The organism is Arthrobacter sp. Y3223164, assembly GCF_059091005.1.
Genome location: NZ_JBNHGF010000046.1, coordinates 1 through 13,167, shown reverse-complemented (window position 1 = coordinate 13,167; position 13,167 = coordinate 1). Strand labels below are relative to the sequence as shown.

Here is a 13,167-nt window from a genome sequence, read left to right as displayed (position 1 = left end):
GGCGCCCGCAGGCAATTCGGCGCCCGGAAGTTGGCCGGCGCCCGCAGGCAGTTCGGCGCCCGCAAGTAGCCCGCGCCCGGGGGCAGCCCCGTCTAGTTCGAGTATTCCTTCCGCAGGTCGGCCTTGCGGATCTTTCCGCTGGCCGTCCGCGGCAGGTCCTCCACAAACACCACGGACTTGGGGATCTTGTAGCGGGCCAACCGCCCGTCCAGGTGCTGCTGGATCTCCTCGGCGGACACCGAGAAGCCCTCGCGGAGCGTGACCACCGCGCGCGGCACCTCCCCCCATTTCTCGTCCGGGACGCCGATGACCGCGGCGCTGCTGACGGCCTCCAGCTCCAAAATGACCTGCTCCACCTCGGCCGGGTAGATGTTCTCGCCGCCGGAGATGATCATGTCCTTGAGCCGGTCGGAGATAAAGAGGAAGCCTTCGTCGTCCACGTAGCCCATGTCGCCGGACTTGAACCATACGCCGTCGGCATAGCTCTCGGCCATAGCATCGGGCCGGTTCCAGTACTCGCGGATGACGTTGGGACCCGCAATCTGGATTTCGCCGACCTCCCGCGGGGGCAGGACCTCGCCCAGCGGATCGGCGATCCGGATGTCCGTGAAGAAGTGCGGGAGCCCGGCCGATCCGGCCTTCGGGCGGGACTTCTCCGCCGCCAGCGTGGTGGCTCCGGGGGCCGTTTCGGTCATCCCGTAGCCGTTGGTGAAGGACAGCCCGCGGGCCTCGTAGGCCTCCAGCACCCGCATGGGCACGGCCGATCCGCCGCAGGTCAGCTTGTTCAGGGAGCTGATGTCCGTCTTGTCCCAGTCCGGGTGCTCGCACAGCAGCTGGTAGGTGGTCGGCACGCCGCTGATGCTGGTGGCCTTGTACTTCTCGATCAGCATCAGGGTCCGCCCCGGATCGAACTTGGGCTCCAGCACCACGGTGGCCCCCTTGAGCAGGGCCGGCAGCACGCCCATGCCCAGGGATGCCACGTGGAACATCGGGGCGATCATCAGGGCGACGTCGGTGCTGGCCATGTCGAAGTCCACGAGCACATTGATGCTGTTCCAGGTCATGTTGCCGTGCGTGAGCAGCGCCCCCTTGGGCCGGCCCGTGGTGCCGGATGTGTAGAGGATCATGGCCGGGTCATCCAGCGTCACTGCCTCATCGCGGCGTTCTGTGCTGCCGGAGGCAATGACTTCCTCCAAAAGTTCGACGACGGTGCCCGGCTCGGCTGCCTCGGCAACGGTTCCCGCCGGGGTATCTTCCACCACGATCCGCCGGTTTAGCCCCAGCAGCGCACTGCCGCGGTCAGCCAGCGTCTGCAGGCTGCGGGCGTGGACCAGGATGCGGCTGCCGGAGTCCTGCAGGGCGAACTGGACCTCGGGCGGGGCCAGCCGGGTGTTCAGCGGAACAAAGATGGCGCCCAGGGTCCCGCACGCAAAGAAGGTTTCCAGGAACGCCGGGTGGTTCTCCCCCAGGTAGGCCACCCGGTCACCGCGGCCGACGCCGCGGTCCGCCAGGGCGTTAGCCAGGCGGTCCACCCGCCCGGCGAACTCCCCGTAGCTCAGTTCACCCGCGCTGCTGATGACGGCGGTTTTCGCGGCGGACTTCATGCGGCGCTTGTGGATCCAGGCCCCAAGACCTTGATTGTGCATGGTGACATACCTTCCGACGTACCCGGCGAGCGGGTCTGGACAGCCCCCTCGAGCGGCCCCGACCCTCAAGCCCGCGGGCGGGGGCCGGACTTACGGCTCAGCGGTGAACCAGATCACACTGGACATCTCCAACCTAGGGCCATTTAGTTGAGAAAGTCAATAGTTGAAGATGCGGGTGTACCATCGGCCTTCGCCGCACCACAACCGGCGGTCCGCCACAGAAGGCAGCCGTTCGACCCGCCCGGGAACAGGAAAACGCCCCTCCGCGAGCGCGGAGAGGCGTTTCCGCCGACGGCCCGCCCCTAGCCGCACCGCCAGACCCTCAGCAACACGTCGGCCAACGCAGGCCGGTGGACGCCTATTGCCGCGGCAGGAGCGCCTCCATATCAGGGATCTCCTCGATCAGGCCGTTCTTCAGGGAGATGTCGGCGATCTCCTGGATGGACTCGGCATTGACCTCCTGCGGGAATTTCGGCAGGGTCAGCTTTTCGATGACCGCGGGGTCAAGCTGCGTGTACTCGGGCAGGATCTCGCGCACCCGGTCCGGATTCTCGTCGGCGAACGCCAACGACTTTTTCATCGCCCGAACAAAGGCCTGGGTGACGTCCGGTTTCTCCTCGGCAATGTCGTCCGAGGTGAAGTAGGTCGCCACCGTGAGGTTTTCCACCGGATAGGCATAGTTGGAGAACACGGGCACCGCACCATCGCCTTCGACGATGGTCACGAACGGCTCGACGGCGGCGATCGCGTCCACATTGCCGTTGGCCAGCGCCGCGGGCATGTCCGGGAAGGGCATCTCGACGAAATTCAGGTCCGACGAGTCCGCGCCGGCCTGCTCCACCGCCTCACGGATCGTCGAGTCGCTGATGTTGTTCAGGGTATTCACGCCGATGCGCTTGCCGGTCAGGTCCGCAATCTCCTTGATCCCGCTGTCCGGCTTGACCATCACGGCCGCGAAATCCTCATCCTGGTTGCCGGTGGTTGAAGCGCCGTTGGCCACCATCTGCATGTTCAGCCCCTTGGAGCGGGCAATCACCAGCGACGTGACATTGCTGAAGCCGAAATCCATCTGACCGCTCGTGATGGCCGGAATGATGGCCGCGCCGCCCTGCGCCGGAACGAGTTCGAGATCCAGCCCCTCTTCTTCGAAGAATCCCTCCTGGTCACCCAGATAGATGGGAGCCACGTCGACGATCGGGATGACCCCAACCTTGATGGGAGTCATTCCGCCGGCGGCTTCGGTGCCACCGGTCGGGGCCGCATCACCGCCACCGGACGGGCTGCCCCCACCGCACCCTGTTACCGCCAGCACTGCCGCCAGCGCAACCGCCGTTCCAATTCTCTTCACGGGTCCCTCTCCCACTCACCGCCCCATGCAGCAAGAGTGTGCCTTAGGTCACAGTATCTACGGACATAGTGGAGGCCGTCAACGACGGGAACCCCTGCAACAGGCCGCAGAGCGGCTCCCGCATCCCGGGAACCGCTTCGCCACCTGAAGCCAAGAACGAAGGCTACTGGACGGCCATGGCCGGCACGTCCGGAGCCTTGTCCACGTACCCGTACTTGACCATCAGCTCGCCCATGTCGCTGAGAACATCCACCGGGAGCTCGGCGTCGAACGTTTCCATCTTCAGGCCCTTCGCCACTTCTTCGGGCATGCCCATGAAGTCCGGCAGGACGGCACGGACGCCAGCCGGATCCGCTTCCGCGGCCGTCAGGGTTTCCGAAACGGCTGCCTTGAAGTCGGCCACGATCTCCGCGTTCTGGTCGGCGTAGCTGCCGCTGGTGAAGGTCACCATGGTGGGCAGGCCCGGCAAGGCCTTCTGGTTCGGGTAGCCCAGCAGCTTGTAGTCCTTGTTGGCCAACGCCTTCGACTGGAAGGGTTCAGGCACCCAAATGGCATCAACGTTTCCGCGCTCCAGCTGGGCTTCCATGTCCGGGAACGGCATTTCGCTGAACTTCAGCTTGGACGGGTCGCCCCCGTCGATCGCCGCCGATTCCATGATGGTGAGGTCGCCCTGGGTCTTGAGTGTGTTGACCGCGGTGGTCTTGCCCTCCAGATCGGCGAAGTCCTCGATCCCGGAATCAGCCTTGACGATCACGGCGTTGATATCCTCGCCCTCGGCCTTGGAGTTGCTGTAGCCCGTGACGATATTCATATCCAGGCCCTTGTCCACCGCCGTCATCACCGACAGCGGATTGCCGACGGCGAAGTTCAGGGTGCCGGTGGAAACGGCGGGCAGCATGGCAGCGCCGCCCTGCCCGGCCTGCAACTCCAGTTCCAGGCCGTGCTTCTCGAAGATGCCCTCATCGATGCCGTACTGCATGGCTCCCGACGGGGCGATCGGCAGCACGCCTACGGTGAGCTTGGTGAGCCCGGAGCCGGCGGCGCCGGACTGTTCCGCCGGCGCTTCGTTCGACCCGGAGGGGGAACCGGAGCCGCAGCCGGTCAATGCCATCGCGGCAATCGCGCCACCGGCCAACAACTTCGCCAAGTGCTTCTTCATGAAATGCTCCTCGCGGTCCTAGGCGCCGCCGCCCCCGCCGTCGGGAGACTGACTGTGATCGACGCCACACCTAATTACAATGTAGATACAATAGTTGAATAAATCAACAGTTAGGTTGGATTTGTGCAGCCGTCAGGACAAGGAGCGGCCCGGCGTCAGGCGTAAAAGCGGGCCAAGAACTCCGCGATGACCGCGGGGCGCTCCTCGCCTTCGATCTCGATGGTGTTGTTGGTCTTGATCTGGACCCCGCCCTTCACCTCGGTGACCTCGGAAATCACCGAATGCAGGCGCACCTTGGAGCCGACCTTCACCGGGCTGGTGAACCGCACACGGTCCAGGCCGTAGTTGACCTTGGTCGTGACGCCTTCCACATCGAACAATTCGCTCCACAGCGGGATGACCAGCGACAGGGTCAGGAAGCCGTGGGCGATCGGCGCGCCGAACGGTCCTTCCTTGGCCTTTTCCGGGTCGGTGTGGATCCACTGGTGGTCATCGGTGGCATCGGCAAAGGTGTTGACCTGGTCCTGGGTAATTTCACGGTAGTCGGTGTAGCCCAGGTCCTTGCCGACCAGGTTGGGCAGTTCTTCGAGGTTGACGACGGTGTTGCTCATAGAGGGCTCCTTGGAAAGATGGATGGTTCTAGCGGAATGCGCCCGTGCCGGTGATTGCCCGGGCGACTATCAGGGCGTTGATCTCGTGCGTGCCTTCATAGGAATAGACGGCCTCGGCGTCGGCATGGAACCGCGCGACGTCGGTGTCCAGGGTGATGCCGTTGCCGCCCACGACTTCCCGGGCCAGGGCAACGGTCTCGCGCATGCGGGCGCTGCAGAACATCTTGGCCAACGCCGAGTTCTCGTCCTTGTAGATGCCGTCCTCCTGCTGCTGGGTCAGGCGCACCGCCATGCCGAGCGAGGCCGTGAGATTGCCGAGCATGGTGGCCAGCTTCTCCTGAACCAGCTGGAATCCGGCCAGCGGCTTGCCGAACTGCCGCCGCTCCTTGGCGTAGCGCAGCGCGGCCTCGTAGGCGCCGGCCTGTACGCCCGCGGCGATCCAGGCGACGTCGGAGCGCATGTTGCGCAGCAGCGAGGCCACGTCCGCGAACGAGTTGACGTTCTGCAGCCGCGCGGAGTCCGGTACGCGGACTCCGGCCAGCGCGATGTCGGCGTTCTGCATCATGCGCAGCGAGGTCTTTCGCAAGATCTTGGCGATGCCGACCCCGGGGGCATCGGTCGGGACGAGGAAGCACTTGACCTGTCCGTCCGCCTGGTCGCGGGCGAAGACGGCGAGCACGTCGGCAGCGGCGGCCCCGCCGATCCAGCGCTTGGCGCCGTCGATCACCCATTCGCCTCCCTCGCGGCGGGCGCTGGTCTCAAGCCCGCCGGCGATGTCCGATCCGTGTTCCGGTTCGGTCAGCGCAAAGACGCCCTTCAACTCGAAGCTGCGGATCTTCGGGTCCAGCTCGGCGGCCTGCCCGGCACTGCCGCCCAGAGTCACGGCCGTGCGGAACAGTCCTGACTGGGCGTTGTAGAAGGTGGCGACGGAGGCGTCTGTTCGGGCGAGCTCGAAGTTGCGGAAGCCCTCGTAGAGTCCGGAGGGCTTCGCACCGCCGTCGGTCAGTTCGGCCGGCGCCATCAGGTTCAGGTCATACAGCGGCTGGGCAATCTGATACGGAAACTCACCCTGTTCCCAGTAGTCCGCCAGCAGCGGCTGAACCTGCTCCTCGAGCACGCCGCGCAGCCGGCCGAGCACGGTGCGTTCGGCGTCGGTCAGCAGCGCGGCGTAGCCGTACTGGTCGGAGGGATAGAAGGGTCCGGCCGCGGTGCCGGCCTTCTCTTGGGCCACCGTGCTCATGCCTGCCCACCGCCCAGCCCGAGCAGGCGCACCGCGTTGTCCTTGAGGATCTTCGGCCGGACCTCGTCCTTCATCGGCAGGTCCGCGAACGCGCCCAGCCACTTCTGCGGGGTGATCAGCGGGTAGTCCGTGCCGAACAGCACCTTGTCCTGCAGGACGGAGTTGGAGAGTTTCACCAGGGATTCCGGGAAGTACTTTGGCGACCAGCCGGACAGGTCGATGAACACGTTCGACTTGTGCGTGGCAATCGAGTTGGCCTCGTCCTGCCAGGGCACCGAGGGGTGCGCCATGATGATCCGGAATCCCGGGAAGTCGGCGGCGATCTCGTCCAGCAGCAGCGGGTTCGAGTAGCCGAGTTTGATTCCAGAGCCGCCGGGGGTGCCGGCCCCCATGCCGTTCTGGCCGGTGTGGAACACCGCCGGCAGGCCAAGCGACTGCAGGGCTTCCCACAGGGGGTAGAACCGCTCGTGGGCCGGGTTGAAGCCCTGCAGGCTCGGGTGGAACTTGAAGCCCCGCACCCCGTAATCCTCGGCCAAGGACTTGGCCCGGTCGATGGCCTCCGGACCCGTCAGCGGATCGACGGAGCCGAACGGGATCAGCACGTCGTTGTTGCGGGCGGCGCCCTCGGCGATGTCCTCGATGCTGTTCGGCTCGTGCTTCAGGCGGGTGCGGGCATCCACGGTGAACACCACGGCCGCCATCTTCAGTTTTCGGTACGTTTCGGCGATCGCATCCAGCGACGGCGTCCGCTCCTCCGCCTTGAAGTACGCGCTCGACGCGTCCATCAGCTCCTGCGGCAGCGAGAGGTGTCCGTGGCCGTCGATCTCGACGTGAACATGCATGTCGATCGCCGCCAGCGACGCGACATCGAGCACCGGTTCGTAACGCGTGGGAGGCATGGCTATTTCGCCGCCGACTCGGGCTGCAGTTCCGCCGGCAGCTCGGGGAACGTCTCGCCCACGCTCTGCAGCCGGCCGCCGAACAGGTCCTGGAAGCGCTCGCTCAGCGCTTCGTAGTTCCAGCCGCCGTCCAGGAACTCGGTGGCGACGGGCTCCGGATGGGACCATAACTGCAGCCGGTCGCCGCCCACCCCGATCGCCTGGCCGGTCACGTTGGCTGCCGCATCGGAGGCGAGGTAGGCAACCAACCCGGCAACGTCGTCGGCCGTTCCAAAGCCCAGCTCCTTGCGGAAGAAGTCGGGCATGGCCTCGCCGCGCTCGTCCGCCTCCACGGCCTTCTGGAAAAACGGCACGGTCTTCGTCATCGCGGTGGCTGCCACCGGAATCACGGCGTTGGCGGTGACGCCGGCCTTCTTCATCTCCAGCGCCCAGGTCCGGACCATCCCGACGATCCCGGCCTTCGCCGCGGCGTAATTGGTCTGGCCGAAGTTGCCGCGCTGGCCGGTAGGCGAACCGATCGTGATGATCCGTCCCGCGACAGCGTTCTCCTTAAAGTAGGCGTAGGCCTCGCGCACGCAGGTGAAGGTGCCGCGCAGGTGCACGTTGATCACCAGGTCGAAGTCCTCGTCGGTCATCTTCAGCAGCGACTTGTCCCGCAGCACTCCGGCATTGGTCACCAGGATGTCCAGGCGACCGAAGGTCTCGACGGCGGCGGCCACCAGCTGGCGGGCAGTTTCGGTGGGCCCCACTGGGGAAGCGACGGCTATGGCCTGGCCGCCGGCGCCGGTAATACTGGCGACGGCTTCCTCCGCGACCTGCGCGTCCACGTCATTGACCACAACGGAGGCACCCTGGCGGGCAAGCTCCTGCGCGTAGGCCAGGCCGAGGCCCCGGCCGCTTCCGGTGACGATCGCTGTTTTTCCGGCCAAAGACATCTGCTGCTCCTTCGTCCCGCACGGTGGGGGTGCGTTGCGGTTTATGCTGGTCTAGAACCCATGACAACCCATATGATTGAAAAAGTCAATCATTTTGGGCAGCACCTACTTCTAGCGAGGAACCATGTCCGCAGCAACAACGGCCGTCCGCCCGTCGGCGACCGCCGGCCTTGAACGGCTGTACGGCACCGATCTGGCCAACGAAATCGAGTTCCTCACGGCGCGGGCGCGTTCGCTGGGCTCCGGCCTGGCCAACAACATGCTGGCCGAGCTTGACCTGAAGGTGCGGTCCTACTCTGTGCTGTCGCTGGCGTGCAGCGGGGAGAACCCGTCGCAGCGCGAACTCGCCGACTTCCTGAGCCTGGACCCCAGCCAGATCGTGGCCCTGGTGGACCAGTTGGAGCGGCGCGGCGCCGTCACCCGTGAAGCCGACCCGCGCGACCGCCGCTCCAAGGTCATCGTTGCGACGGCATCGGGCCGGAAGCTGTACAAGCAGGCCGAAGCGATCATCCGCGAGGCTTCGGACGAGTCCTTGGCCCGGCTGAACGAACAGGAACGGGAAACGCTGCGCGACCTGCTGCGCCGCATCGCCTTCTGACCGGCCGAGACGGGCGCCGCGTTCTGCGCGACCTGCTGCGCCGCATCACCTGCTAACCGGCCGCGAGGGGCGCCGCACACCGGACGCCGCAGGCCCGGCTACCCCCTCTTCCCAAGCCCCTCCCTCAACCCCACCCCAACCCCACCCCCTCGACTACTCAGATAACGCCCTTTTCAGCGCTGAGGAGGGCGTTATCCGAGTAGTCGATCTCGGAGGGCGGGCGGGACCGGCGCACTGGTTAAAAATCGGAGCCGGCCGCACCCCTTGCCCAGGATGCGGCCGGCGCCCCACTGCCTCCTGCTAGCCGGCGCTGCCGGCCTGGGTGGCGGCGGCGGGGCGGTGGCCCTGCTTGGCAAGCTGGATCTGTTCGTAGACGTGGTGGCGCAGTTCGGTGAACCGCGGCAGTGCCCGGGTGTTGAGCTGGTCGCGCTCGTCGGGCAGGTCGATCTCGAGGTCTTCCTGGATCACGGTCGGCGAGGAGGACAGGATGATCACGCGCTGGCCCAGGTAGACCGATTCGTCGATGTCGTGGGTGACGAACAGGACGGTGACGCCCAGTTTCTTCCAGACCGTGCGGATCAGGTCCTCCAGGTCGGCCCGGGTCTGGGCGTCGACGGCGGCGAACGGCTCGTCCATGAGCAGCACCTCGGGCTGGTAAGCCACTGCCCGGGCGATGGCCACGCGCTGCTGCATGCCGCCGGAGAGCTGCCACGGGTAGGACTGCGGCACGTGGTCCAGGCCCACAGCCTCGAGGGCGTCGTCCACGAGCTTGTCGCGCTCGGCCTTGCCCATGCCGGCGTTCTTCAGCGGCAGCTCCACGTTCTCGCGCACCCGCATCCAGGGGAACAGCGAGCGGCCGTACTCCTGGAACACCACGGCCATCTTCTTGGGCGGGCCGGTCACCCGGGCGCCGTCCAGCAGCACCTCACCCTCGGTTGGGGCCAGCAGGCCGGAGATGCACTTGAGCAAGGTGGTCTTGCCGGACCCGGACGGGCCGACCAGGCAGGCCAGCTCCCCCGCCCGCAGGTCGAAGGTAAGGTTGCGCACCGCCTCGATGTCGCCGCCGTCGGTGTGGTAGACCTTCTTGACGCCGCGCACCGAGAGCATGGCCTGGCCTTCGGGCAGGGTTTTGCCGGTCGGAACCGGGGTGGTTTCAGGCTGCATTTTCTACCTCTCGCAGGCCGTGGTACCAGCGCAGGATCTTGCGCTCGGTCCATTGGAAGATGAATGACATGGCAACACCGATCAGGCCCAGCACCACGATGCCGGACCACATTTCGGGGATCGCAAAGGAACGCTGGAACTGCACGATGGTAAAGCCCAGCCCCGAGGACGAGGCGAACATCTCGGAGATCACCATCAGGATCAGCCCGATCGACAGGCACTGGCGGACGCCGGCCATGATCTGCGGACCCGCAGAGGGCAGCACCAGGTGGCGCACGCGGGCCATGCCGCCGATGCCGTAGGTGTGCGCCGAGTCCGAAAGCACCGAGTCAATGGCGCGGACGCCTTCGATGGTGTTCAGCAACACCGGCCAGATGCAGCCGGAGATGATGACCACAATCTTCATCGTGTCGGTGATGCCCATCAGCAGCATCAGTACCGGAATCAGCACCGGCGGCGGGATGGCGCGGAAGAACTCCAGCACCGGCTCGGTGAAGTCGCGCAGCCACTTGATCGAGCCGATCAGCAGGCCGGCGACGATGCCCAGGATGATCGCCGCGGCCACCCCGATGATCAGCCGCCCGATCGAGGGCAGCACGTCGGACAAAAGCCGTTCTCCGAACCAGGTCTCGGCGAACGCGTCGACGAGCAGTGCCGGCGTGGGCACGAAGAAGTTTGTCGCGCCCAGCGTCGAGGCCCACCAGATCAGCACGAGGATGACCGGCAGCGCCAGCGCGTAGGCAACGCTTTTCAGGACTTTCACGCGATCACCTCGGAACGGATGGATTCATGCCACGACAGGGTCTTGCGCTCAATGAAGCGCATCACCAGGTTGACCAGCACGCCGATCAGCCCCGTGGCCAGCACCAGCGCATACATGCCCGCGATCGCGCCACCGGACTGCGCCAGCGCGATTTCCCTGCCCAGGCCCGGGGAACCGATCACCAGTTCGGCCGTGATGGCCAGGATCAGCGCCACCGCTGCGGCCAGGCGCACCCCGGTCATCAGGTACGGCAGGGCGGTGGGGAACACCACGTGGCGGACCCGGGCGAATCGGCCCAAGCCGTAGGACTTCGCCGTTTGCATCGCCACGTTGTCAACGTCGGCCACTCCGTACAGCACCTGGATGAAGACCTGCCAAAACGATGCGTAGACAATCAGCATCAGCGAGGACTCGATCTTCACGCCGAACAGCAGCACGGCCAGCGGAATCAACGCGACCGACGGGATGGGGCGCAAAAACTCCACCGTGGAGTTCGTGAATTTCCGCAGGAAGTTTGACGAACCGATGATGAAGCCAAGTACCACGGCCAGCAGCACCGCCATCAGCAGGCCAAGGAACCACGCGAGCATGGTTTCGCCCACCGCGAGCCAGAACGCCGCCAGGCCGAAATCGTTGAACAGCACGGCGAGCACCTCGGAGGCAGGAGGCAGGAAGCGGGCCTCAACAATCCCCACCCGCGGCACCAGTTCCCACACCAGCAGGAATGCAAGGATCCCGGCGAGGCCCAGCAGCTGCTTGGTGGGACGCTTCTTCGACGGGCGCCGGCGGGACCGGCTGGCCGCCGGCCCCTTGCTGTCAGTTGTCACCGCGGGGGCGCTCATGGGAGCATCCCGACGAGGTGCGGCGCCCTATGCAGCGCACATTTCATTTCCACTCCTTCTGCCCCGAGGAGAACGGGGATACAGACCGCGCTGTTCGCTAGCCGAACATGCGTTCACTAGCTCAAGTGTGGTCGACGCCACTTGGTGACGTCAAACACTCTAGGCCATCGTTACGCGGGCAACACTGCGCGACGGTCTTTAGCACCGCTGAATTGAATAGATCAACGGTTTGTGCTGAGGAGCTCAGCGCTTTCGGCCGAGCAGGAAGTAGGCCGCAGGGCCGATGAAGTTGAGGAAGGACGCGGCAAACCACACCGGCTTCGGCCCGTTGACCAGGGCTGCCGGGCGCTTCTTCAGGTCCTTCAGAGCGGCCGTCTGCAAGACAAGCTGCAGCCCGGCCATGGTGGCGACACGCAGCCGCTGCCCCCCGCTCAAATCCCTCAAGGACTTCTTCTTCATGGCTTTCTTCATGGCGGCCTCCCGGTCGGTTGTGGCAGCAGGTGCCTCAAGTGTAGGCGTGCCGGGCCGGCGACGCAGGGGACTAACGGTTCCTTTCGTACCGCCAGGGCAGCGAGGCGGTGGAGAGCCGGTGCCTGGCCCCGGCGGCCGCCGCCGGCCCGGGACCGGGGTAGGCAGCGTCGCCCGCCCACACGATGACCTGTCCGCTGGCCGGGTCGTCAAGCACGTGGCTCTCATAGTCGAAAGGCTCCGTGTTCCGAGCGGCTTCCAGTGCGTCCGCAACGGTGTTGAAGCGGCCCAGTTCATGCAGGGTGACCCAGGTCGGCGGGACCAGCCGCATCAGCCCCGTCTCATGCCGGCGGAGCGCTTCGCCGGGCCGCATCCAGGCGAAGCCGGCCAGCTCGCCGTCGTTGAGCACGACCTCGCCGACCGGGGCCACTGCCGTGAAAAACCATGTTTGGAAGCGGCGGACGAGGCTGTGGCGGGGCACCCAGTTGGACAGGTGTACCAGGTCCTGGCCGGCGATCCGCAGGCCGGTCTCCTCGAAGGTCTCGCGCGCCCCTGCGATCCTTGCCGCCGCCAGCTGCCGACCCTGGTCACGTTCGACGGCGCCGCCGGCCTCTGTGCCGGTGCCCGCTTCGGCGTCGGCGTCGGGTTCGGGTTTGGCTTCGGCGTCGGCTTCGGCTTCGGCTTCGGCTTCGGCTGCACGGTAGTCCCCCGGGTCCACCTTGCCGCCGGGGAATACCCAGGCCCCCGCGAAGGATCCACCGCCGGGGCGTTCCAGCATCAGGACTTCCAGTCCCTCCGGGCCGTCGCGCAGCAGGATGACTGTTGCCGCCAGCTCTGCCTGGTCCGTTTGTCTGTCCACCGCTTTATCCACGCCCTTAGCTTAGGACGGCGGCGGAGGCGTCGCTTCGAGCCGCGGATAGATATGGCCAGCGGGGCGCGCCGGCGGCGTGTCGTGCCTACTTCCGGGACAGCAGCCGCTCAACCCGCGGCTTGACCTCGGTGGCCAGCAGCGTGATGGAGTCGATCAGGTGCTCGTGCGGCAGCCCGCCGATGTCGGTCTGCAGGAAGTGGCGCACATGTCCGAGGTATCCGTGCAGGTGGGCAATCCGCTCGGCCACGTCGTCCGGATCGCCGACGTAATAGGCGCCCGGGGCCTCGGTTTGGGCCAGGAAAGCGCGCTTGTCGGGCGCGGGCCAGCCGCGCAGCCGGCCCATTTCCACGTTGAGGTTGTGCCAGCCGGGGTAGAACCGGTCGAGGGCCTCCTGCTTGCTCGGCGCCACCAGCCCGAGGGCGGCAACGGAAACCTTGATCTGCGGACCGCTGTGGCCGGCCTGGGCCGCGGTGCGCCGGTAAAGCTCGGCCAGTGGAGCGAACCGGTGCGGGGCTCCGCCGATAATCCCGTAGGAGACGGGCAGTCCGAGCTGCCCGGCCCGGGCGGAAGAACCGGCGTTGCCCCCGGTGGCCAGCCAGATGGGCAGCGGCCCGGCGGCAGGG

14 protein-coding genes are annotated in these 13,167 nt (G+C 66.2%); 1 reads left to right on the top strand and 13 read right to left on the bottom strand.

What is annotated here, in order from left to right; genetic code table 11:
* Window positions 1-92: 92 nt before the first annotated feature.
* The 7 genes from AC5RUJ_RS04630 to AC5RUJ_RS04600 form a co-directional block, all read right to left on the bottom strand.
* Window positions 93-1,646, bottom strand: a complete 1,554-nt coding sequence (locus AC5RUJ_RS04630; protein WP_494127590.1) for an acyl-CoA synthetase — start codon at window positions 1,644-1,646, stop codon at window positions 93-95.
* Window positions 1,647-2,004: 358 nt separating this feature from the next.
* Entirely contained in the window at window positions 2,005-2,871 is an 867-nt protein-coding gene (locus AC5RUJ_RS04625; RefSeq protein ID WP_494155632.1) for an ABC transporter substrate-binding protein, read from the bottom strand.
* A 286-nt stretch (window positions 2,872-3,157) separates the two neighbouring features.
* Window positions 3,158-4,153 (bottom strand): ABC transporter substrate-binding protein, encoded by a 996-nt coding sequence (locus AC5RUJ_RS04620; RefSeq protein ID WP_494000904.1) that lies wholly within the window; start codon window positions 4,151-4,153, stop codon window positions 3,158-3,160.
* Between the two features lie 155 nt (window positions 4,154-4,308).
* Window positions 4,309-4,764 (bottom strand): MaoC family dehydratase, encoded by a 456-nt coding sequence (locus AC5RUJ_RS04615; protein ID WP_494013696.1) that lies wholly within the window; start codon window positions 4,762-4,764, stop codon window positions 4,309-4,311.
* Window positions 4,765-4,792: 28 nt separating this feature from the next.
* A complete protein-coding gene (locus AC5RUJ_RS04610; RefSeq protein ID WP_494127592.1) occupies window positions 4,793-6,004 on the bottom strand; it encodes an acyl-CoA dehydrogenase family protein in 1,212 nt (403 codons plus the stop codon).
* On the bottom strand, window positions 6,001-6,903 hold the full coding sequence (locus AC5RUJ_RS04605; protein WP_494127593.1) for an amidohydrolase family protein: 903 nt from the start codon (window positions 6,901-6,903) through the stop codon (window positions 6,001-6,003). Before AC5RUJ_RS04605 ends, AC5RUJ_RS04610 begins: the two co-directional genes overlap by 4 nt.
* Before the next feature lie 2 nt (window positions 6,904-6,905).
* Entirely contained in the window at window positions 6,906-7,838 is a 933-nt protein-coding gene (locus tag AC5RUJ_RS04600) for an SDR family NAD(P)-dependent oxidoreductase (RefSeq protein ID WP_494127594.1), read from the bottom strand.
* 124 nt (window positions 7,839-7,962) lie between these two features.
* On the opposite strand from AC5RUJ_RS04600, the gene AC5RUJ_RS04595 reads away from it, so the two are divergent.
* Window positions 7,963-8,436 carry a MarR family winged helix-turn-helix transcriptional regulator gene (locus AC5RUJ_RS04595; RefSeq protein ID WP_494000909.1) on the top strand — a complete coding sequence of 158 codons (474 nt, stop codon included), beginning with the start codon at window positions 7,963-7,965 and terminating at the stop codon, window positions 8,434-8,436.
* Between the two features lie 300 nt (window positions 8,437-8,736).
* Here the strand turns inward: AC5RUJ_RS04595 and AC5RUJ_RS04590 are convergent, their stop codons facing one another.
* The 6 genes from AC5RUJ_RS04590 to AC5RUJ_RS04565 form a co-directional block, all read right to left on the bottom strand.
* A complete protein-coding gene (locus AC5RUJ_RS04590) occupies window positions 8,737-9,600 on the bottom strand; it encodes an ABC transporter ATP-binding protein (protein WP_494000910.1) in 864 nt (287 codons plus the stop codon).
* The gene (locus AC5RUJ_RS04585) at window positions 9,590-10,363 is read right to left on the bottom strand and encodes an ABC transporter permease (RefSeq protein WP_494024182.1); all 774 of its coding nucleotides are present in this window, start codon (window positions 10,361-10,363) and stop codon (window positions 9,590-9,592) included. The genes AC5RUJ_RS04590 and AC5RUJ_RS04585 overlap by 11 nt, the downstream gene beginning before the upstream one ends.
* Window positions 10,360-11,205 carry an ABC transporter permease gene (locus tag AC5RUJ_RS04580; RefSeq protein ID WP_494000912.1) on the bottom strand — a complete coding sequence of 282 codons (846 nt, stop codon included), beginning with the start codon at window positions 11,203-11,205 and terminating at the stop codon, window positions 10,360-10,362. The genes AC5RUJ_RS04585 and AC5RUJ_RS04580 overlap by 4 nt, the downstream gene beginning before the upstream one ends.
* 243 nt (window positions 11,206-11,448) lie before the next feature.
* Window positions 11,449-11,676 (bottom strand): PLDc N-terminal domain-containing protein, encoded by a 228-nt coding sequence (locus tag AC5RUJ_RS04575; RefSeq protein ID WP_494013690.1) that lies wholly within the window; start codon window positions 11,674-11,676, stop codon window positions 11,449-11,451.
* Between the two features lie 70 nt (window positions 11,677-11,746).
* Window positions 11,747-12,532, bottom strand: a complete 786-nt coding sequence (locus AC5RUJ_RS04570) for an NUDIX hydrolase (RefSeq protein ID WP_494127595.1) — start codon at window positions 12,530-12,532, stop codon at window positions 11,747-11,749.
* A 97-nt stretch (window positions 12,533-12,629) separates the two neighbouring features.
* A partial coding sequence (locus tag AC5RUJ_RS04565) for an LLM class flavin-dependent oxidoreductase (RefSeq protein ID WP_494155631.1) occupies window positions 12,630-13,167 on the bottom strand: 538 nt, incomplete at its 5' end.

Excerpts from the sequence above, each read along its gene's own strand:
- AC5RUJ_RS04630 (WP_494127590.1), bottom strand. The coding sequence starts at position 1,646 with ATGCACAATCAAGGTCTTGGGGCCTGGATCCACAAGCGCCGCATGAAG.
- AC5RUJ_RS04625 (WP_494155632.1), bottom strand. The coding sequence starts at position 2,871 with ATGACTCCCATCAAGGTTGGGGTCATCCCGATCGTCGACGTGGCTCCC.
- AC5RUJ_RS04620 (WP_494000904.1), bottom strand. The coding sequence starts at position 4,153 with ATGAAGAAGCACTTGGCGAAGTTGTTGGCCGGTGGCGCGATTGCCGCG.
- AC5RUJ_RS04615 (WP_494013696.1), bottom strand. The coding sequence starts at position 4,764 with ATGAGCAACACCGTCGTCAACCTCGAAGAACTGCCCAACCTGGTCGGC.
- AC5RUJ_RS04610 (WP_494127592.1), bottom strand. The coding sequence starts at position 6,004 with ATGAGCACGGTGGCCCAAGAGAAGGCCGGCACCGCGGCCGGACCCTTC.
- AC5RUJ_RS04605 (WP_494127593.1), bottom strand. The coding sequence starts at position 6,903 with ATGCCTCCCACGCGTTACGAACCGGTGCTCGATGTCGCGTCGCTGGCG.
- AC5RUJ_RS04600 (WP_494127594.1), bottom strand. The coding sequence starts at position 7,838 with ATGTCTTTGGCCGGAAAAACAGCGATCGTCACCGGAAGCGGCCGGGGC.
- AC5RUJ_RS04595 (WP_494000909.1), top strand. The coding sequence starts at position 7,963 with ATGTCCGCAGCAACAACGGCCGTCCGCCCGTCGGCGACCGCCGGCCTT.
- AC5RUJ_RS04590 (WP_494000910.1), bottom strand. The coding sequence starts at position 9,600 with ATGCAGCCTGAAACCACCCCGGTTCCGACCGGCAAAACCCTGCCCGAA.
- AC5RUJ_RS04580 (WP_494000912.1), bottom strand. The coding sequence starts at position 11,205 with ATGAGCGCCCCCGCGGTGACAACTGACAGCAAGGGGCCGGCGGCCAGC.
- AC5RUJ_RS04575 (WP_494013690.1), bottom strand. The coding sequence starts at position 11,676 with ATGAAGAAAGCCATGAAGAAGAAGTCCTTGAGGGATTTGAGCGGGGGG.